Source organism: Baekduia soli (assembly GCF_007970665.1).
Lineage (GTDB): Bacteria > Actinomycetota > Thermoleophilia > Solirubrobacterales > Solirubrobacteraceae > Baekduia > Baekduia soli.
Genome location: NZ_CP042430.1, coordinates 3,506,952 through 3,525,398, shown reverse-complemented (window position 1 = coordinate 3,525,398; position 18,447 = coordinate 3,506,952). Strand labels below are relative to the sequence as shown.

The window sequence follows — 18,447 nt, the reverse complement described above, 5'->3', positions numbered from 1 at the left end:
CTACGGTCGGGGCATGGCCCACATCACGGTCTCCGGGCGCGAGCTCTTCCACCAGCGCCGTGGCCACGGCGAGCCGCTCCTGCTCGTGCAGGGCATGAGCGGCACGCACCTGACGTGGGGCGAGCCGTTCCTGGAGGCCCTGGCCGGCCACGGGTTCGACGTCATCAGCTACGACCACCGCGGGGTCGGGCGCTCGGCCCGCGTCGACGATCCGTTCTCGATCGCCGACCTGGCCGCCGACGCCGCCGGCCTGCTCGACGCGCTCGGCCTGGAGGCGGCGCACGTGCTCGGCGTGTCGATGGGCGGGATGGTGGCCCAGGAGCTCGCGCTCGGCCACCCCGACCGCGTCCGCACGCTGGCGCTGGGCTGCACGTACTGCGGCGGTCCCGGCTCGGTGCTGGTCGGCGACGCCGTGCTGGCGCGCCTGAGCGCGTCGATGCTCTCGGGCGACCGCGAGCGGTCGATCCGCGCGATGTTCGACGTCAACGTCTCGGCCGCCTTCGCCGCGCGGCCGGGTGCGTACGAGGCGTTCCGGGCGATGGCGAAGTCCCTGCCCGCCCCGGTCCCCGTGGTGATGCTGCAGATGCAGGCCATCTTCGGGCACGACACGAGCGCGCGGCTGCCCGGGCTGCGGGTCCCCACGCTCGTGGTCCACGGCGACGAGGACATCATGCTGCCCGTCGCCAACGGACGGCTCATCGCCGGCCTGATCCCGGGCGCCCGCTACGAGGAGCTCCCGGGCGTCGGCCACCTGTTCTGGTGGGAGCAGCCGCAGCGCAGCGCCGAGCTGGTCGCCGAGGGCGCGGCGGCCGGCGCGCCGGGGAGGACGGGGGCGGGGGGCTAGTACAGGGCGCCGGCCAGCCGGCGTCGCGCGTCGCGCGCGAACGGGTGGTCGACGCCGAACGCGTCGAGGATCGCGACGACGACCCGGCGCAGGTCGTCCTTGTGGTCGGGCGCCTGGCCGATCGCCTCGATGAGCCCGTCGACGGCGCCCTGTGGGTCGCCGCCGTCCAGGAGCGCGAAGGCCTCGAGCGTGCCGGGCGCCTCGGCGCGCTCGAGCCGGATCCGCGCGGCCAGCCCGTCGGCGGCGAAGTCGCCCTCGGCGTTCTCCAGCGTGACGAGCGCCTCGCCGACGTCGCCGCGCCTGCGCAGCAGGATGGCCAGGGCGACCTTCGCGTCGGCGCGGGCGGGCTCGAGCTCAATCGCGCGGCGCAGCGAGTCCTCGTCGCCGGCGGCGACGAGGCCGTCGGCCTCGCTGGGCAGCAGGCTGTCGAAGAAGGCCTTGACCTGGGCGGGCGGCTGGGCGCCCACGAACTCGGCGACGACCTTGCCGTCGCGGAACGCCTTGACCGCCGGGATGCCCTGGATGCCGTGCTCGGCCGCCAGCCGCTGGTTGGCGTCCGTGTCGAGCTTGGCCAGCGTCACCGCGCCGTCGCGCTCGGCGGCCTCGCGCTCGAGGATGGGTCCCAGGGCGCGGCAGGGCCCGCACCATTCCGCCCAGTAGTCCACGACCACCGGGCGCTCCTTGGACGCCTCGATGACCTGCTGCTGGAAGTCCTGCTCGCTGACGTCGATCACGGCCATGGCCCCTAGGGTACGACGGTGTGATGCTCCACCGAACGCGCGCCGGGCAGGGGCCCGCCGTCGTCCTCCTGCACGGCCTCACGGCCACCCACCGCTACGTCGTCATGGGCTCGCGCGCGCTCGAGCGCTCCGGGCACGACGTCCTGGCCTACGACGCGCGCGGCCACGGCGCCTCGGACCCCGCGCCCGACCCCGAGGCCTACACCTACGCCGACCTCACGGCCGACCTCGTCGACCTGCTCGACGAGGAGGGCATCGACCGGGCGGTGCTCGCGGGGCCTCCATGGGGGCGCACACGGCCGTCCGGGCCGCGTTGGAGCACCCCGATCGCGTCGCCGGCCTGGTGCTCATCACGCCGGCCTACGACCCCGACGGGTTCCCAGGCGACCTCGACCGCTGGGACGCCCTGAGCGAGGGCCTGCGCACCGGCGGCGTGGAGGGCTTCGTGGCGGCCTACGGCGACGACCAGGGCGCGCCGCAGTGGCGCGAGACGCTGCAGACGGTCCTGCGCCAGCGGCTGGCCGCCCACGAGCACCCGGAGGCGCTGGCCGACGCGCTGCGCGCCACGCCGCGGTCGCGCCCGTTCGCCACGCGCGAGGACCTCGGCCGCATCGCGGTCCCGACGGTCGTCGTCGCCGACCGCGACGAGCCCGACCCCGGCCACCCGCTGGCGATCGGCGAGTTGTGGGCCTCGCGGATCCCCGGCGCCACGATGGTCGTCGAGGACGAGGGCACCAGCCCGATCGCATGGTCGGGCGCCCGGCTGTCCAAGGTCATCGCCGACGTCGTCTCACGGAGCGCGGGGCAGCCCTCGGCGTGAGGCCGGTGGCGCTCCGGCTGGCCGGGGTCGCCGGGGTCGCCGTCGCGGCGACCGCCAGCGCGTGGCTGCTGGTGCACGGGCTGCGCCCCTCGCTGTTCGCGGGCGAGACGGGGTCGCTGCCCGCCCGGTTCTGGCACTTCCTGGACCGCGCGTTCCTGCACTTCGACTTCGGCATGTCCAACGCCGGCAGCCGGCGCCCGGTCGCCACGCGCATCCGCGAGGGCGCGCCCGCCGACGTCAGCCTGCTGGCCGGCGGCCTGGCCTGCGGCATGACGCTGGGCATCGCCGGCGCGCTGGTGTGCGCCCGGCGCCCGCGCGGCCTGCTCTCCCGCGTGCTGCAGGCGCTGGCGATGGTCGGCCTGTGCGCGCCCGTGTACGTCGTGGGGCTGATGGCGCTGCTGTTCTTCGGCGCCGACATCGGGGTCGTGCCGCTCGGCCTCGGCATCCCGCTGGACTACGTGCCCTTCGGCGACGGGCCGCTGCGCTGGGCGGGCTCGCTCGTCGCGCCGTGGATCGTGCTCGGCCTGCCGCTGGCGTCGATGACGCTGCGCGTCATGCTCGGCGAGCTCGTCGAGGTCGCGGGGGAGGACTACGTGCGCATGGCCCGCGCGAAGGGCCTGGGTGAGGGCGCGGTGCTACGCCGTCACGTGCTCCCGGCGGCGCTGGGCCCGACGACGATGTTCGCCTCCGCGTCGATGCCGCTGCTGCTCACGAATGCCGTGCTCGTCGAGCAGGTCTTCGCCATCCCGGGGCTGTTCAGCGACTTCACGCGCTCGATCGGGGCCTCCAACTACCCCTTGATCTACGGGATGACGGCGGTCGGCGCCGTGCTCATCGGGGTGACGACGATGCTCTTCGACCTGTTCCTGTCGTGGCTGGACCCGCGCGTCCGGACGGGGGAGCAGGCCGGCTGAGCGCCGACATGCCACGCGGCCCCGCCGGAGGAGGTAGTGTCGGCGCGCGGACAACGCGCGGAGAGGCAGCCGGTTGTCCTACACAAAGGAGCACCACCCATGGCGTACGGCGTCATCCACCGCTTCCCCGGTGGCACGCAGTCCCAGTACGAGGCCTCGGTCGGCGCGGTGCACCCCGCCGGCGGCGGCCTCCCGGCGGGTCAGATCACCCACCTGGCCGGCCCGACCGACGACGGCTGGATCATCGTCGCCGTCCACGACAGCCGGGAGAGCTGGGAGCAGTTCCGGGACGGCACGCTGATGCCGACGATGCAGGCCGGGATCGACGGCGGGTTCGCCGGGCCGCCGGACGAGACGACGTTCGAGGTCGTCACCGGCGCGTAGGGCCGGGAGGCCGGCGGCGCGGACGCGCGCGCCGCCGGCTGCGCGTCAGCAGGCGGCGCGCAGCTCTTCGGTGTCCGAGCGCCACGGGCAGAGGGGGGATGCGCCCCTTGACGGTCCCGACGAGCGCAGCCGGACCTGGACGCCGGGCATGGGAGGCGGGCGGGAGGCCGGGCGCAGCGGCTAGGGTTGCACGCGCCATGAGCACCTCGCCCACCGGGCCGGGACTGGCCTACAGCGTCACGCCGCTGGTGCGCAAGCTCGGCTTCGCGCCGGGCATGCGCGCCGTGCTCCTCGACGCCCCCGAGGGCTTCGAGGCCCTGGTCGGCCCGCTGCCCGAGGGCGTGACGGTGGCCCGCCGGCTGGGCCCGGGCGAGGACCTCGTCATGGCCTTCGTCACCTCGCGGGCGGTGCTGGCCCGGCGGGTCGTCGCGCTGCGGCGCGCGATCGCGCCGGCGGGCATGGCCTGGATCGCGTGGCCCAAGCGCGCCTCGGGCGTGGCGACCGACGTCACCGAGGACGTCGTGCGCGAGGTCGCCCTGCCGGCCGGACTGGTCGACGTCAAGGTGTGCGCGATCGACGCGACGTGGTCGGGTCTCAAGCTCGTCGTGCGCCGTGAGCTGCGATGAGGGCGGGCCGGCGCGGGAGGCGCGGGTCGTGAGCGACGCGATCTTCACGCCCGACGGCGACGCATTGATCCCCAGCGAGCACGCCCGCGGCCCGTGGGACCCGGGCGCGATGCACGGCGGAGCCCCCTGCGCGCTGCTGGCCCGCGCTGTCGAGCGGCTGCCGACGGCGGTCCCGATGCGCTGCGTGCGGCTGTCGGTGGAGTTCGCCGCCGCCGTGCCGCTGGCGCCGGTGACCGTGTCGGCCACGCTGCGGCGCGGCGGACGGCGGCTGGGGCTGGCCGATGCGACGCTGCGCGCCGGCGACACCGAGGTGCTGCGCGCGACGGCGACGCTGCTGCGCACCGGCGCGGTCGACCTGCCGCCGGCGCCGCAGGAGCCGCCCCCGCCGGGCCCCGAGGAGGCGGCGCCCGCGCGCTGGACGGGCGGCGGCGAGCACCCGGCCGGGTTCCACCTCACGGGGATGGAGCTGCGCTTCGCGCGCGGCGACTGGGAGCGCGGCGCAGCGCTGGCGTGGTTCCGGCTGCGGATGCCGCTCGTGGCCGGCGAGGAGCCGTCGGCGCTGCAGCGGGCGGTGGCCGCGGCGGACTTCGGCAACGGCGTCAGCCGGGCGCTGGACTTCGCCACGCACCTGTTCGTCAACACGGACCTGACCGTCCACCTGCACCGCGAGCCCGTGGGGGAGTGGGTGGGAGTCGACGCCCGCACGGACCTCGACCCGACGGGCACCGGCCAGGCGACGTCGACGCTGCTGGACGCCCGCGGTCGCGTCGGGACCGGGGCGCAGTCGCTGTACGTCGACGGGCGGTAGGGGCGGTGCGCGCCCTCAGCGCACCACGGGCACGGCCTTGAACCGCCGTGCGCGCCTGACGGCCTTCTTCGGCGCGTCGACGACGTAGGTGCGCCGGCCCGTGCGCTCGGCCAGCCCGGCGGCCGCCAGCCGCTTGGCGACGACGGGGCAGCGCCGGCAGCGCGGGTCGCTCCTGCAACAGCGGCCCTTGACCTTCATCTTGCGGGCCCCTGCCATCGGCCTCCAACGCTAGCGTGCGTCCTGGTGGCGTCGTTCCCCCTCCCCGACCCCGAGCTGCGCGACGAGCGCGTGCGCCTGCGCCCGCCCGCGCTGCGCGACGCCGCGGCGCTCACCGAGGCCTGCCGCGACCCCGACATCCGGCACTGGACGTTCGTGCCGTCGCCGTACGGGCCCGAGCACGCCCACGGCTGGATCGACGGCGCGGCGGCCGCACGGGAGGCCGGGGAGGAGCTGCGGCTGGTCATCGCGTCGGCCGATGACGACGCCGTCCTGGGGACCACGGGCCTGCTGCGCCCGCGGTGGGAGCACCGCTCGGCCGAGATCGGCTACCTCGTCGCCCCATGGGCCCGCGGCCGGGGCGTCGCCACGCGCAGCACGCGGCTCCTGTCGCGCTGGGCGCTCGGGGCGATGGGCCTGGCCCGCGTGACGCTGGAGATCGCCGTCGACAACGCCGCCAGCCGCCGGGTCTCCGCGCGGGCGGGCTTCGTCGAGGAGGGCGTCCTGCAGTCGGTGATCGAGGAGAAGGGCCGCCACTGGACGCTGGCCGTCAGCTCGCTGCTGCCCGAGGACCTCGCATGAGCGTCGGCGCCGCGGCGCCGGCGCCCGGGGCACCGCCCGCCGTGCCGCCCGAGCAGCGCGTCACGGCGCTGGAGCTCTTCTTCGACCTGGTCTTCGTGTTCGCCATCACCCAGGTCACCGGGTTCGTCTCCGCCCACCCGGACTGGACGCGCCTGGCCGAGGGGATGGCGATCCTCACGATGCTCTGGTGGGCGTGGGGGTGCTACGCCTGGCTGGGCAACAACGCGGCCTCCGACGACGGGCTGTTCCGCGTGGCCCTGCTGTCGGCGATGGCCGCGATGCTCGTGGTCGCCATCGCGGTGCCGCACGCGTTCGGCAAGGACGCCGTGGCCTTCGGCGCGGCCTACTGCGTCGTGCGCATCCTGCACATCGCCGCCTACGTCGTGCTCGCCCGACCCGACCCGGCCCTGCGCGCCGCCGTCGCGGGCCTCGCGCGGTCGATGATCCCCGTCGGGCTGCTGCTGCTGACCGCGGGCCTGCTCCACGGGCCGGGGCGCACCGCGTGCTGGGTCGCCGCCATCGTCATCGACGTCGGCGGCCTGTGGCTGTTCGGCGTCGACGGCTGGCGCGTCGAGGCCGGCCACCTCGCCGAGCGCTACAGCGGCATCCTCATCATCGCCCTCGGCGAGTCGATCGTCGCGCTGGGCGTGGGCGCCGAGGGCCTGCCGCTGCACGCGGGCCTCATCGGGGGCGTCCTGCTCGGCATCACGGTGGCGGCCGCGTTGTGGTGGGCCTACTTCGACGTCGTCGCGCTCGTCGCCCAGCGGCGGTTCAGCCGCGCGACGGGGCGCGACCGCGTGCTCATCGCCCGCGACTCCTACACCTACCTGCACCTGCCGATGGTCGCCGGGATCATCCTGTTCGCGCTCGGCGTCAAGAAGACGCTGGCCCACATCTCCGATCCGCTGGAGACCGTCCCGGCGGTCGGCCTGTGCGGCGGGGTGGCGCTCTACCTGGTCGCGCTCGTCGCGTTCCGCCTGCGCAACGTGCACCGCCTCAACGTCGCCCGGCTCATCGCCGCCGCCGCGCTCGTCGTGCTCATCGTGCCCGCCCGGCACGCCGACGCGCTGCTCACGCTCGGGCTGACGGCCGCGGTCATGGTCGCGCCGCTGGCCTACGAGCGCGTCCGCTACCACGACCTGCGCCGCCGCCTGCGCCGGCAGCTGACATGACCGACCACCGCGACATCCGCCCCGAGCGCCTGGACCGGCTGCCCGAGCAGTTCTTCGGCGCCATCCTCGCCGCCGCCGCCCGCGCCCGGGCCGATCCGGCGCCGGGCCTGGCGCCGTTCATCGACCTCGGCCGCGGCAACCCCGACCTCCCGCCGCCGACGCACGCGATCGCCGCGCTGCAGGCGGCCGCGGGCGAGATCGCCACGCCGGTGGTGCACGGCTACCCGCCGTTCGCCGGCCACGACGACCTGCGCGAGGCCATCGCGCTGCGCTACCGCGCCGACCACGGCGTGGAGCTCGACGCCGAGCGCGAGATCGCCGTCGTCCCCGGCACCAAGACGGGGATCATGCTCGCCTGCCTGGCGGCGGCCGACCGCGGCGACACGATCCTGCTCCCCGATCCCGGCTACCCCGACTACCCCTCGGGAGTGGCGCTGGCCGGCGCGACGATCCGGCCGCTGCCGCTCGACGAGAGCACGGGCTTCCAGCCCGACCTCGACGCCGTGGCGGGCGGCCCCGACCCGGCGCTGGCCGTCCTCAACTACCCCTCCAACCCGACGTCGGCCTGCGAGCGCCCCGGCACGTTCGAGGCGGCCGTGGCCTTCGCGCACGACCGCGGCTGCTGGCTCATGCACGACCTCGCCTACGGCTTCCTGGGGTTCGAGCGCCGCGCGCGCAGCGTGCTCGAGGTCCCCGGCGCGCGCGAGGTCGCCATCGAGCTGTGGTCGCCGTCGAAGATCTACGGCATGGCCGGCTGGCGGGTGGGCTTCGCCGTCGGCGCCCACGAGCTCATCGCGCGGATCCAGCTCCTGCTCGACCATCTGGCCTGCGGCGTGTGGACCGGACTGCAGCGCGGGCTCTCGGCCGCCCTGCGCTCCGACCAGGCCGACGTCGCGCAACGGCGCGAGACCTACCGCGCGCGCCGCGACCTGCTCGTCGGGGCCCTGCGCGGCGCCGGCGCCCACGTCGCGCCCGCCGAGGGGTCGTTCTACGTGTGGTGGCGCCTGCCCGACGGGCTGACGCCCGAGCGCCTGATCGCCGAGGCCCGCGTCGGGGTGGCGCCGGGCGAGGGCTTCGGGGCGCGGGGCGCCGGATGGGCGCGGCTGTCGCTCGCGGTGCCCGACGCCGACCTCGCGGAGGCCGCCGGTCGCCTGGCGGCGGCCACCGCGGCGCGGCGCTGACCGGGGGACCGCGGCGGGCCCCGTAGAATCCGCGCGAATGGCTGAGGCGGCGACCGTGCTCGTGGTCGACGATGATGCGGGCTTCCGCGCGTACGTCCGTGCCGCGCTCGAGATCCCGCGCTTCCGGGTCGTCGAGGCGGCCGACGGCCGCAGCGCCGTGACCGTCGCGCTGCGCGAGCGGCCGGACCTCATCCTGCTCGACTGGCGGATGCCCGGCCAGAGCGGGATCACCACGTGCCGCCACCTGCGGGCCGAGACCGAGCTGGCCGGCGTGCGCATCGCCATGGTCACGGGCCTGGACGACGAGCGCGACCGCACGCTCGCGCGCCATGCGGGCGCCGACGCGTTCATCATCAAGGACCCGGACCCCGACGCGATGGTCTTCCAGGTGCGCCGGCTCCTGCCGCCGGGCGCGCGCGCCGCGGGCTGAGCCGCGCCGCCGGACTATGCTCGGCCCGTGACGACGCCGCCGCAGCCCGACGCCCAGCATCTCGCCGCCATGCGCCGCAGCTACGAGCTCGGCGGGCTGGACGAGGGCGACCTGGCGCCGACGTGGCTGGAGCAGTTCGAGCGCTGGCTGGCCGACGCCGCGTCCGGCGGCGTGGGGGAGCCCAGCGCCATGGTGTTGTCCACCGTCGGCGACGACGGGGCGCCCGACGCGCGCTTCGTCCTGCTCAAGGGCCTGGGCGCCGACGGGCTGCGGTTCTTCGGCGGGGCGGGCTCCGCCAAGGGCCGCGCGCTGGCGGCCACGCCGCGCGCCGCCATCGTCTTCCCGTGGCACGACCTCCAGCGCCAGGTGCGCCTGGCCGGCCCGGTGCACCGGCTGCCCGACGCCGACATCGAGGCCTACTTCTCCTCGCGCCCGTGGGGCTCGCAGATCAGCGCGCTGGCCAGCCCGCAGTCCGAGGTCGTCGCCTCGCGCGCGGTCCTCGAGGCGGCGCGGGACGAGCTCGCCCGCCGGCACCCCGAGGGCGGGCCCGTCCCGCGCCCCGAGGGCTGGGTCGGCTGGCGCCTGGAGCCCGAGTCCGTCGAGTTCTGGCAGGGGCGGCGCGACCGCCTGCACGACCGGCTCGTCTACCGCCTGGGCGGCGACGGGGCGTGGGCCGTGCGGCGGCTGGCGCCCTGAGCCCCTCCGCGGCTCAGGCGGCCAGGTGCCAGAGCGCGCCGTTGCCGACGGCCTGGCGCACGACCACGCCCTGGGCGGCGGCGTCGATGAGCGCGGCCTCGGCCGCCGCGTCGTCGGGCGCGTCGAGGTTGCCCGCCATGCAGGCCGCGACCTCGCGCGTGCACGGCGCGTAGGGCAGCTCGCGCAGGACGTCGACGGGATCCTCGGCGGGCGGGCGGCGCTGCAGGCCCGGCGCGAGGTTGGCCAGCGCGGTGTCGTAGGCCTCCCACGGCTGGAAGCCGCCGACCTCCAGCGTGGCGTCGGCCTCGTCGGTGAAGCGGACCGACGGCGCGGTGTAGCGCACGGCGCCGTCGGTGTCCGCGGCGCGGCCCTGCACGTCGATCGGCCGGCCCGCGGCGGTGCGTGCCAGCGCGCGGTCCTCCTCGTAGGCCTCGCGCACGGCCGGGTCCTCGATCGCCCCGACGAGCGCGGCGGCGTCGATGGCGTCGCCCAGGCGGGCCAGCGCGTCGCGCAGCCCCTCCTCGGTGTCGAGCAGCGCGGTGCTGGTGAACATGGCGAGCGCGAGCGCGCGGAAGACCTTCAGGTCGGTGTCGTCGCCGGGGTGGGCCAGGCGCGCCGCGACGATGGTGCGGCAGGCCGGCGAGGTCGCGGTGATGCGGGCCCGCGGCTGGCCGCCGAACGGCATGCCGAACCGGGCGAAGCGGCGGTAGCCCTGCGCGCTGCGCGCCGGCGTGTAGCCCGAGTTGACATAGCGGTCGGGGGTCTCGGCCAGGCCAATGAGCACCAGGCGCCAGTCGAGCTGCGCGCCGAAGCGCCAGCGCAGGACGCTGTGGGCCGGCCAGGCCGAGTAGGCCCAGGGGCATCCCGGGTCGCTGAAGTGGATGGTCCGGATCGGAGCGGGCATACGACGATGATTGCACGTGCAACGGAGGGGTACCGGCACGGACTTGTGATATATGCCTTGCACTAGCAACGAGTCATAGGCAAGGATTTGCTCCTCGCGTGCCGAACACCCGGGCCGGGAGCAATCCCATCCATTCACGAAGGAGGACCCCGTGGCAACAGATCGACCCAGTGGGCTCAAGCAGCGCTCATACCTCATCGGTGCCGATGAGATCTCCTGGCTGGAGACGGCGTCGGGCAAGACCAAGCTGACCCAGAGCGACCTCGTGCGCCTCGCGCTCACGCGTCTGCGCAAGGACCTCGGCGCCGCCCGCAGCGTCAAGCTCGAGGCCGTCGAGACGCTGGCCAAGGGCACCAAGTGGGCGCCCGTCAAGCGCGGTGGCCCGCGCCGCCGCGCGGCGAGCTGACCGCAGGCCGCGGTCTGATCCGAGGGGCGCGACGCCCTCCCTCCTGCGCGCGACGACCCACGCGCACCGAGGGCGTCGCGGTCCCCGGTCGGCGTACGATGCGTTCATGAACGACTCCGACGCCGAGTTCATGCGGATCATCAACGGCGTCCGGTTGGACCTCGAGACGGCGGGCAACCCGGCCCATGTCGTCGCCGCGCTCGACCCCTCGGGCACCGTGCAGACCTCGCCGATCTACGCGGGGTTCTCCCACGCGGGCGACCACGCCAAGCGCCTGCTCCGGGCGCCGATCGAGGGCGAGCGCGTCTTCATCGTCACCCGCTCGGAGGCCGACCGCCGGGCGGTGTTCAAGGTCTCCGAGCCGGGCAGCCTCAGGCGGCTGTTCCAGTACATCGAGGTCGTCGAGGAGACCTACGCCGAGAGCGAGGAAGGCCCGGTCTGAGCCTCGGGCCCGCCGTCGTCGTCGCCGGCGACGGGCCGGTACCAGGTGAGGACCATCGGCTCCTCGGCGCAGAACCGCCAGCCGGGCTCGCCGAACAGCAGCGCCAGCTCGTCGCGGCACTCGTCGTAGAAGCGCTGCTGGCGGGCGGCCCACTCCGACAGCGACGTCGCGTCCAGCGTGGCGGGCTCGATCACGGTCTCGTCGATGTCGGCGAACGGCAGCGACGCGACGCGCTGGACCTCGACGGTCGCGCGGCGGCGCCCCTCGTGGTCCATGACGGGCAGGCGCTGGCCGATGCGCGGGATCCCGCCCTCGAGCTCCCACTCGCGGGCCAGGGTGACCGACAGGCTCTTGCGCCCGGCGATCACGGCCTGGATGTTGCGCTCTCCGCGCCCGCCGTCCTGAGCGTGGCCGAACTCCAGGAACGGCTCGTGCGCGGAGCGGAACGGCGCGAGCGGGATCGTCGCCACCAGCCGGGTGCCGTCGCCCGGCGGGCTGTGGACCTCGAGGCGGCCCCCGAGCGCGGCGACGCGGTCGCGCAGGCCGCTCAGGCCGCTGCCCGCGCCCGGGTCGGCGCCTCCGGCGCCGTCGTCGGCGAACTCGATCACCGCGGCGTCGGGGCGCTGGAGGACGTCGATGCGCACCTCGGTGGCGCCCGCGTACTTCACCGCGTTGGTCAGGCCCTCCGAGGCCAGGTAGAACGCCGTGAGCTCCAGGGGCGCGGGCAGGCGGCGCTCGGGCATGCGGCCGAGCCGCAGCGGCAGCGGCGCGCGGGCGGCCAGCGCCTCCAGCGCGGCCACGAGCCCCTTCTCGGTCAGACCGGCCGGGTGCAGGCCGCGGGCCAGCTCGCGCAGCTCGTCGGTGGCCAGGCGCGCCTCCTCGTGGGCGCGGTCCAGCAGCGCGGCCGCGTCGGCGGGCACGTCGTCGCCGAGCTTGCGCCGGGCGAGGCCGATGAGGTGCGTCAGGGCGACGATGCGCTGCTGGGCGCCGTCGTGCAGGTCGCGCCCGATGCGCTGGCGCTCCCCGTCGGCGGCGTCCAGGACGCGGGCGCGCGCCGAGGCGACCTCGGCGTCCCGCGCGCGCAGCGCGCCCTGGTGGCGGCGGCGCTCGACCTCGGCGGCGGCCCGCGCCGCGAAGATCCGCAGGACCGCGATCTCGTCGTCGTCGGGCTCCAGCGGCCGGGAGGCCATGACCGCCAGGTAGCCGACGCGGGCGCCGTCGGCGCCGTCGAGCGCGACGCCGAGGTAGGCGTCCAGCCCGTAGGTCGAGACGACGTGGTCGCCCGGGTAGCGCGCGCACGTGCCCTCGGGCAGCACGAGCAGTCCGTCGTGGGCGACGACGGAGCACGGCATCGCGTCGCTGAGGTCGAACTCATAGCCCTCGGGCAGCGGCACGCCCGTCTGCCACGAGGCGAGCACGCGGACGCGCCCGGCGGGCTCGGGGAGGTGCTCGGCGACGAAGGCCAGCTCGGCGCCGAAGGCCCCGGCCAGGTGCCGGACCAGCGCGCGGCAGAACGCATCGCCGACCACGCCGGCCGTGCCCGTGGCCAGCCGGCGCAGCAGGTCGCGTTCGGCGGGACGGCGGGCGGCGTCCGGGTCGGGGGCGGCGGTTCTCGACACGGCGATCCCAGGATGGTAGCCGGGCGGCTGCTAGATTCAGGGGTGCGGTCGGGCACCTCTGCCTGCCGCGAGGCAGCTCGCTTGGGTCCCGCCAGAGTGCGGTTCGGGTCAGCCGTCGCCTCCCGAATCGTCAGCGGCCGCCGCACGGCGCCGCACTGGAGAACCCCATGTCATCGCAGTCCTTCGCCGATCTCGGCGTGTCCAGCGCCGTGTCCGGCGCCCTGGCCAAGCTCGGCTTCACCGAGCCCTTCGCCATCCAGAAGCTCATCATCGGCGACGTGCTCGCCGGTCGCGACGTCCTCGCGAAGTCGCCCACCGGCTCGGGCAAGACTCTGGCCTTCGGCGTCCCCATGCTCGACCGCATCGATGCCAACGCCTACGGCCGCCCGTCGGCCCTCGTGCTCGCCCCGACACGCGAGCTCGCCTCCCAGATCGTCGACGAGCTCTACCCGCTGGCCCACGCCCGCGCCCTGAAGATCACCACCGTCTACGGCGGCGTGGGGATCAACAAGCAGGAGCGCGATGCGGTCAACTCCCACATCGTGGTCGCCACGCCCGGCCGCCTCGAGGACCTGCTGCAGCGCGGCAAGCTCAAGCTCGACCACGTGTGCCTCCTCGTGCTCGACGAGGCCGACCGCATGCTCGACATGGGCTTCCGGCCCGCGGTCGACCGCATCGTCGCCAAGTGCCCGCGCGAGCGCCAGACGCTGTTCCTGTCGGCCACGCTGGACGGCGAGGCCGGCCGCGTCGCCCGCGAGTACACCTCCGACGCCGTGGCGCACGAGATCGCGCCCGACGTCGACACGATCGCGGCGATCGCCCACCGCTTCGTCGCCGTCGAGCGCGACGACCGCCTCGACCAGCTCGTGCGCGAGCTGCGCGCCGAGCGCGAGCTGACGCTCGTCTTCGTGCGCACCAAGCACGGCGCCGACCGCCTCGTCAAGCGCCTGGGCCACCAGGGCGTCAAGGCCGTCGCGATGCACGGCGACAAGTCCCAGCGCCAGCGCGAGCGCGCGCTGTCGCAGTTCGAGCGTGGCGAGATCGACACGCTCGTCGCCACCGACGTCGCGGCCCGCGGGATCGACGTGCGCGACATCTCCCACGTCATCAACTTCGATCCGCCCGAGGACGGCGACACCTACACCCACCGCGTCGGCCGCACCGGCCGCGCGGGCCGGACCGGTGGCGCGATCACGTTCGTGGGCAGCGAGAACGCCCGCGACGTGCAGAAGATGGCCGGCGAGCTGGGCATCCTCAGCGAGTTCGGCCAGAGCGGCCTGCTGCGCAGCGAGCGCAACGGCTCCAAGCCCGAGCGCGCCGCGGCGGCGGGCGGTGGCGGGACGCGCGTCGCGCGCGCCGGCGGCCAGGGCGGCGGGGCGTCGCGCGGCCGCTCGCGCTCCGCGCGCTCCGGCGGCGGGTCGGGCGGGGGCTCGGGCCGCGGGTCCGGGCGCCGCTCCACCTCGCGCTAGGGGCGCGATGCCCGCGCGCGACGTGGAGATCCGGGGGGAGATGATCCGCCTCGGCCAGCTGCTGAAGCTCAGCGGCGTGGTCGACGCGGGCAGCGAGGTCAAGGACGTCCTGGCCGCCGAGCGGGTCGTCGTCAACGGGGAGACCGAGTCGCGCCGTGGACGTCAGCTGCACCCCGGTGACGTCGTCCGTGTCGCGGGCGAGGAGCTGCGGGTGGCGCGGGGAGCCTGAGGCTTCGTCGCCCCCCGTCCCCGGGCCGGCGGCACGCGCGGGGTCGATCGGGCGTGGATGGTCGCTGCTGCCGCCCTGGTCATGCAGCGCAGGCTCAGGACGACGACGGCTCAGGTCACCAGCCGCAGCAGCGCCGCCATCGCGGCCGCGCCCACGACGATCGTGATGATCGACGCGCGGCGCCAGATGAGCACGCCGGCGAACGCGACGCCCCCGGCGCGCGGGCCGACCTGCACCGCGGCGTCGGAGACGATCGTGTTCGTCGCCACCAGCGCGGCCAGCAGCGCGGCGGGCAGCAGCGAGAGCACGCGCAACAGGCGCGGGCTCAGCGGCACGCGCGTGACCGCCGCCGGGCCGAACGCACGGGTCCCGAACGCCGTCAGCGTGCAGAGGCCGACCACGAGCCAGGACTTCTCCGCCGTGCTCACGCGACGCGCCTCGGACGCAGGCCGACGAGCGACACGACCGCCGCGGCCAGGATGCCGATGCCGGCCGGCGCGGTGATCGTCAGCACGACCGCGACGACCGCTCCGGCCACGGCGACGCCGAACGCCTCGGCGTCGCGCATCTCGCCGGCCAGCAGGGCCAGGAACATCGCCGGGAACACGGCGTCGATGCCCAGCGCCTGTGGATCGGGCACGACGCCGCCGGCCAGCACACCCAGGGCGGTGCCCGGGATCCAGGTCACGTACTGGACCGCCGTGGACCCGAAGAGCCGGTGGCGGTCGAAGCGCCCCTGGCCGAGGTTGGCGATCGCCCACGCCGCGTCGCTGACGATCTGGCCCTCGAACGCGCGGCGCACGGGCCCGCCCTTCAGCCACGGCCCCAGCGCGAAGCCCATCGCCAGGTAGCGCGCGTTCATGAGCGTCGCGGCCAGCACCGCGGCCACGACCGAGCCGCCCTGGCTGAGGACCGCGACCGCGGCGAACTGCGCCGACCCGGCGAAGACGATGGCCGACATCACCACGGCGGCCAGGCCCGGCATCCCCGCCGCGTGCGCCGAGATGCCGAACGAGATGCCGATGAGCAGGCTCGCGACGGCGACGGGGAGCGAGTCGCGTGCGCCGGACCGCAGAGCCGGGGACGATCGCAGGCGGGGCACGCTCACCCCGGCAGCCTTTCAGCCCGCCCGGGCCCGGCGCCGTGCGGTGGCGGCCCGCCCGCCCGGCCGTCAGCGCGCGGCCGCGCCCGCCGGTGCGGCGGCGCCGCCGGCGGCGCCGAGCTCGAAGGCGTCGGCCAGCAGCTCGTAGGAGCGCCGCCGGGCCTGGTGGTCGTGGGTGATCGTCACCACGATCACCTCCTCGGCGCCGTAGTCGGCCGCGATCTGCTCGACCTGGGCGCGGACCTTGTCGATGCCCCCGACGATCGCGCGGCGCCCGCGCACGCCCTGGGACGGGCCGCTGCCCTCGGCGGCCAGGAACCGCACGGCCTTCTCCGGGGCGGGCACCGGGATCGGCCGGCCGCGGCGCAGCATCGTGAAGGCCATGCGGTGCGAGGAGGCCAGGCGCTGGGCCTCGTCCTCGCTGTCGGCCGCCAGCACCCAGGCGGCCACCGCGACCTGCGGCGCCACCAGCCGCTCGGAACGCTCGAAGCGCGCGCGGTAGTCGGCGGCGATGTGCCTGCCGTCGGGGTTGATGAAGTCGGCGAACGCGTAGGGGAGCCCGAGCTGGGCGGCCCAGATCGCGCTCTGGGCCGAGGAGCCCAGCAGCCACGGCTCAGGCCGCTCGGGCAGGCCGGGCAGCGCGGCGAGGCGGGCGAACTGGTGGCCCTCGGGGAAGCGGTCGTCGAGGTAGGCCAGCAGCTCGACGAGCTGCTCGGGGAAGTCGTCGGGGGCGGCGGTCCGCCGGTCGCGCTGCAGCGCGAACGTCGTCATCGGGTCGGTCCCCGACGCCCGACCCAGGCCGAGGTCGATGCGCTCGGGGAAGAGGCCCGCCAGCACGCTGAACGTCTCGGCCACCTTGAGCGGGCTGTAGTGAGGCAGCATCACGCCGCCGCTGCCTACGCGCAGCCGCGTCGTGGCGGCGGCGATCGGGCCGATGAGCGCCTCGGGGCTGGGCCCGGCGAGCATCGCGCCGCCGTGGTGCTCGGCCACCCAGTAGCGGTGGTAGCCGAGGTCGTCGGCCAGCCGCGCGAGGTCGATCGTGTTGCGCAGCGCCTGCGATCCCGTGGAGCCCTCGGGGACCGGCGACTGGTCCAGCACGCTGAGACGGAGCACGCCCCGACGCTAGCAGCGCGCGTGCGGCGCCCCGCGCCGCCTAGCATCGCCGCCATGAGCGCTCGCGCCTGGTCGGCCTTCGCCGCGATCTCGACCCTCTGGGGCATCCCGTACCTGTTCATCAAGATCGCGGTCGACGATGGCGTCCCGCCCGTGTTCCTGGCCTGGTCGCGCGTGACGCTGGCCGCGGTCGTCCTGCTCCTCCTCAGCCACCGCGCGGGTGTGCTGGCGCCCGCCCGCGCGCACCTCGGGCGCCTGGCGCTCTACGCGGTCATCGAGATCTGCATCCCGTTCCCGCTCATCGCGGCCGGCGAGCAGCACGTCTCCTCCTCGCTGGCGGCGATCCTCATCGCCGCCGTGCCGATGCTCGTCGCGCTGCTGGCGCTCCGGTTCGACCCCGCCGAGCGCGCCACGGGCGCCCGGGCGGTCGGCCTCGTCGTCGGCTTCGCGGGCGTCGTCGCCCTCGTGGGGCTCGACGTCACGGGCGACGGGTCGGCGCTGCTGTGCGCGCTGGCGATCCTGCTGGCCGCAGTCGGCTACGCCGCGGGTCCGATGATCCTCAGCCGTCATCTGACGGGCCTGGACCCGCGGGCCCTCATGGCCGTCGCGCTGAGCTTCGCGGCGGTCATCCTGACCCCCGCGGCGCTGCTGGCACCCCCCCGCCACACGCCGTCCGGGGAGGCGCTGGCCTCCATCGTCGTGCTCGGCCTGCTGTGCACGGCGATGGCCTTCGTCCTGTTCGGGACCCTCATCGCCGAGGTCGGCGCGGGACGGGCGACGGTCATCACCTACGTCGCGCCGATCGTCGCCGTGGCCCTGGGCGTCACCGTCCTCGGCGAGCGCCCGGGCGCCGGCGCGGTGGCCGGCCTGCTGCTCATCCTGGCGGGCTCCTGGCTGTCGACCGACGGGCGCCTCCCACCGGCGCTGCGGAGCCTCGGCCGCCGCCGGGCCGTGCGCCCCGCGGCTGCGGGCGCGAGCGGCCCGGCGGGCCCGACCGACGCCCGGGCGGCCGGTGCGCACGCATGAGCGCGGCGCCCGAGCTCGTCGACCTGCCGCCCTCGGGCCGCGTCTTCGCCCGCGAGCTGACCCCGGGGCTGCACGACGCGGCGCCGGGCGGCCGCGTCCGCCTCGACGCGCTGGCCCGCTGGCTGCAGGACGTCGCCCATGCCGACGTGACCGACGCCGGCCTGCAGGATCGCGCGCTGTGGGTGGTGCGCAAGGCCCGGCTGTGCGTCCGGCGCTTTCCGCGCTTCGGCGAGCGGGCGACCGTGCAGACCTGGGGCAGTGGACTGGGCTCGCTGTGGGCCGAGCGGCGCACGCGCGTGTCGACCGAGGCCGGCGGGCACGTGGAGGCCGCCGCGATCTGGGTGCACCTCGATCCCGTCACCGCCATGCCGGCCCGCCTGGACGAGGAGGAGCTGGGCGTCTACGGGCCGTCGGCTCAGGGCCGCCGGGTCAAGGCCTCGCTGCGTCACCCGCCGCCGCCCGAGGGTGCGCCCGTCCGCCCGTGGACGTTCCGCGCCACGGAGCTCGACCTCGCCGACCACATCAACAACGCCGCCTACTGGACGCCGCTGGAGGAGGAGCTGCTGGCCGGCGAAGAGCCCGCGCGCGTGGACGTCGAGCTCGAGTACCGCACGCCCGGCCAGCCGGGGGAGCACATCGTGGTGCGTGACGGGTCGCGCCGGTGGATCGTCGCCGCCGACGGGACCGTGCTCGCCTCGTTCGTCTTCCTCGGTTGACCGCCGAG

25 protein-coding genes are annotated in these 18,447 nt (G+C 75.7%); 18 read left to right on the top strand and 7 right to left on the bottom strand.

Going from position 1 to position 18,447, the window contains the following annotated elements; all coding sequences use genetic code 11:
* Positions 1 to 13: 13 nt before the first annotated feature.
* The gene (locus FSW04_RS16920) at positions 14 to 844 is read left to right on the top strand and encodes an alpha/beta fold hydrolase (protein WP_146921356.1); all 831 of its coding nucleotides are present in this window, start codon (positions 14 to 16) and stop codon (positions 842 to 844) included.
* Here the strand turns inward: FSW04_RS16920 and trxA are convergent.
* Positions 841 to 1,584: a thioredoxin gene (gene trxA / locus FSW04_RS16915; protein WP_146921354.1), complete on the bottom strand. Its 744-nt coding sequence runs from the start codon at positions 1,582 to 1,584 to the stop codon at positions 841 to 843. The two genes, FSW04_RS16920 and trxA, sit on opposite strands and share 4 nt — an antisense overlap.
* A 23-nt stretch (positions 1,585 to 1,607) precedes the next feature.
* Here trxA and FSW04_RS27290 point away from each other — a divergent pair, with 23 nt between their 5' ends.
* The 6 genes from FSW04_RS27290 (at position 1,608) to FSW04_RS16890 (ending at position 5,136) form a co-directional block, all read left to right on the top strand.
* Positions 1,608 to 1,994 carry an alpha/beta fold hydrolase gene (locus FSW04_RS27290; protein WP_228430523.1) on the top strand — a complete coding sequence of 129 codons (387 nt, stop codon included), beginning with the start codon at positions 1,608 to 1,610 and terminating at the stop codon, positions 1,992 to 1,994.
* Entirely contained in the window at positions 1,928 to 2,404 is a 477-nt protein-coding gene (locus FSW04_RS27285; RefSeq protein WP_228430522.1) for a hypothetical protein, read from the top strand. The genes FSW04_RS27290 and FSW04_RS27285 overlap by 67 nt, the downstream gene beginning before the upstream one ends.
* Before the next feature lie 5 nt (positions 2,405 to 2,409).
* The gene (locus FSW04_RS16905; protein WP_146921352.1) at positions 2,410 to 3,318 is read left to right on the top strand and encodes an ABC transporter permease; all 909 of its coding nucleotides are present in this window, start codon (positions 2,410 to 2,412) and stop codon (positions 3,316 to 3,318) included.
* Between the two features lie 99 nt (positions 3,319 to 3,417).
* On the top strand, positions 3,418 to 3,702 hold the full coding sequence (locus FSW04_RS16900; RefSeq protein ID WP_146921350.1) for a hypothetical protein: 285 nt from the start codon (positions 3,418 to 3,420) through the stop codon (positions 3,700 to 3,702).
* A gap of 197 nt (positions 3,703 to 3,899) precedes the next feature.
* Positions 3,900 to 4,328: a DUF3052 family protein gene (locus tag FSW04_RS16895; protein ID WP_187368855.1), complete on the top strand. Its 429-nt coding sequence runs from the start codon at positions 3,900 to 3,902 to the stop codon at positions 4,326 to 4,328.
* A 28-nt stretch (positions 4,329 to 4,356) separates the two neighbouring features.
* Complete coding sequence (locus FSW04_RS16890) at positions 4,357 to 5,136, top strand: thioesterase family protein (RefSeq protein ID WP_146921346.1); 780 nt, start codon at positions 4,357 to 4,359, stop codon at positions 5,134 to 5,136.
* A gap of 15 nt (positions 5,137 to 5,151) precedes the next feature.
* Here FSW04_RS16890 and FSW04_RS16885 read toward each other — a convergent pair whose 3' ends face one another.
* Positions 5,152 to 5,334 (bottom strand): hypothetical protein, encoded by a 183-nt coding sequence (locus tag FSW04_RS16885; RefSeq protein WP_146921344.1) that lies wholly within the window; start codon positions 5,332 to 5,334, stop codon positions 5,152 to 5,154.
* Positions 5,335 to 5,379: 45 nt separating this feature from the next.
* Between FSW04_RS16885 and FSW04_RS16880 the strand changes: the two genes are divergently transcribed.
* The 5 genes from FSW04_RS16880 to pdxH are packed head-to-tail and all read left to right on the top strand — an operon-like array spanning position 5,380 to position 9,413.
* Positions 5,380 to 5,934 carry a GNAT family N-acetyltransferase gene (locus FSW04_RS16880; RefSeq protein ID WP_187368854.1) on the top strand — a complete coding sequence of 185 codons (555 nt, stop codon included), beginning with the start codon at positions 5,380 to 5,382 and terminating at the stop codon, positions 5,932 to 5,934.
* Complete coding sequence (locus FSW04_RS16875) at positions 5,931 to 7,106, top strand: low temperature requirement protein A (protein ID WP_146921339.1); 1,176 nt, start codon at positions 5,931 to 5,933, stop codon at positions 7,104 to 7,106. Before FSW04_RS16880 ends, FSW04_RS16875 begins: the two co-directional genes overlap by 4 nt.
* Positions 7,103 to 8,287, top strand: coding sequence for a pyridoxal phosphate-dependent aminotransferase (locus tag FSW04_RS16870; protein ID WP_146921336.1), 1,185 nt, complete (start codon positions 7,103 to 7,105; stop codon positions 8,285 to 8,287). Before FSW04_RS16875 ends, FSW04_RS16870 begins: the two co-directional genes overlap by 4 nt.
* Before the next feature lie 37 nt (positions 8,288 to 8,324).
* Complete coding sequence (locus FSW04_RS16865; RefSeq protein WP_146921334.1) at positions 8,325 to 8,717, top strand: response regulator; 393 nt, start codon at positions 8,325 to 8,327, stop codon at positions 8,715 to 8,717.
* A gap of 27 nt (positions 8,718 to 8,744) precedes the next feature.
* Positions 8,745 to 9,413 carry a pyridoxamine 5'-phosphate oxidase gene (pdxH, locus tag FSW04_RS16860; protein ID WP_228430521.1) on the top strand — a complete coding sequence of 223 codons (669 nt, stop codon included), beginning with the start codon at positions 8,745 to 8,747 and terminating at the stop codon, positions 9,411 to 9,413.
* Between the two features lie 13 nt (positions 9,414 to 9,426).
* Here pdxH and FSW04_RS16855 read toward each other — a convergent pair whose 3' ends face one another.
* On the bottom strand, positions 9,427 to 10,317 hold the full coding sequence (locus FSW04_RS16855; protein WP_187368853.1) for a DsbA family protein: 891 nt from the start codon (positions 10,315 to 10,317) through the stop codon (positions 9,427 to 9,429).
* Positions 10,318 to 10,468: 151 nt separating this feature from the next.
* On the opposite strand from FSW04_RS16855, the gene FSW04_RS16850 reads away from it, so the two are divergent.
* Together FSW04_RS16850 and FSW04_RS16845 are read left to right on the top strand one after the other, a co-directional pair.
* Entirely contained in the window at positions 10,469 to 10,723 is a 255-nt protein-coding gene (locus tag FSW04_RS16850) for a hypothetical protein (protein WP_146921330.1), read from the top strand.
* Between the two features lie 106 nt (positions 10,724 to 10,829).
* The gene (locus FSW04_RS16845) at positions 10,830 to 11,165 is read left to right on the top strand and encodes a hypothetical protein (RefSeq protein ID WP_146921328.1); all 336 of its coding nucleotides are present in this window, start codon (positions 10,830 to 10,832) and stop codon (positions 11,163 to 11,165) included.
* Here FSW04_RS16845 and FSW04_RS16840 read toward each other — a convergent pair.
* Positions 11,135 to 12,784 carry a histidine kinase gene (locus tag FSW04_RS16840; protein ID WP_146921326.1) on the bottom strand — a complete coding sequence of 550 codons (1,650 nt, stop codon included), beginning with the start codon at positions 12,782 to 12,784 and terminating at the stop codon, positions 11,135 to 11,137. The genes FSW04_RS16845 and FSW04_RS16840 overlap by 31 nt on opposite strands.
* 167 nt (positions 12,785 to 12,951) lie before the next feature.
* Between FSW04_RS16840 and FSW04_RS16835 the strand changes: the two genes are divergently transcribed.
* Positions 12,952 to 14,253 carry a DEAD/DEAH box helicase gene (locus FSW04_RS16835; RefSeq protein ID WP_146921324.1) on the top strand — a complete coding sequence of 434 codons (1,302 nt, stop codon included), beginning with the start codon at positions 12,952 to 12,954 and terminating at the stop codon, positions 14,251 to 14,253.
* 7 nt (positions 14,254 to 14,260) lie between these two features.
* Positions 14,261 to 14,482, top strand: a complete 222-nt coding sequence (locus tag FSW04_RS16830; RefSeq protein ID WP_146921322.1) for an RNA-binding S4 domain-containing protein — start codon at positions 14,261 to 14,263, stop codon at positions 14,480 to 14,482.
* 110 nt (positions 14,483 to 14,592) lie between these two features.
* Here the strand turns inward: FSW04_RS16830 and FSW04_RS16825 are convergent, their stop codons facing one another.
* The 3 genes from FSW04_RS16825 to FSW04_RS16815 form a co-directional block, all read right to left on the bottom strand.
* Positions 14,593 to 14,910 carry an AzlD domain-containing protein gene (locus FSW04_RS16825; RefSeq protein WP_228430520.1) on the bottom strand — a complete coding sequence of 106 codons (318 nt, stop codon included), beginning with the start codon at positions 14,908 to 14,910 and terminating at the stop codon, positions 14,593 to 14,595.
* Positions 14,907 to 15,590 (bottom strand): AzlC family ABC transporter permease, encoded by a 684-nt coding sequence (locus tag FSW04_RS16820; protein WP_146921320.1) that lies wholly within the window; start codon positions 15,588 to 15,590, stop codon positions 14,907 to 14,909. The genes FSW04_RS16825 and FSW04_RS16820 overlap by 4 nt, the downstream gene beginning before the upstream one ends.
* 63 nt (positions 15,591 to 15,653) lie before the next feature.
* Complete coding sequence (locus FSW04_RS16815) at positions 15,654 to 16,697, bottom strand: LLM class flavin-dependent oxidoreductase (protein WP_146921317.1); 1,044 nt, start codon at positions 16,695 to 16,697, stop codon at positions 15,654 to 15,656.
* A gap of 54 nt (positions 16,698 to 16,751) precedes the next feature.
* On the opposite strand from FSW04_RS16815, the gene FSW04_RS16810 reads away from it, so the two are divergent.
* Together FSW04_RS16810 and FSW04_RS16805 are read left to right on the top strand one after the other, a co-directional pair.
* Positions 16,752 to 17,723: a DMT family transporter gene (locus FSW04_RS16810; protein WP_146921315.1), complete on the top strand. Its 972-nt coding sequence runs from the start codon at positions 16,752 to 16,754 to the stop codon at positions 17,721 to 17,723.
* Positions 17,720 to 18,439, top strand: coding sequence for an acyl-ACP thioesterase domain-containing protein (locus tag FSW04_RS16805; protein WP_146921312.1), 720 nt, complete (start codon positions 17,720 to 17,722; stop codon positions 18,437 to 18,439). The genes FSW04_RS16810 and FSW04_RS16805 overlap by 4 nt, the downstream gene beginning before the upstream one ends.
* Positions 18,440 to 18,447: the final 8 nt, after the last annotated feature.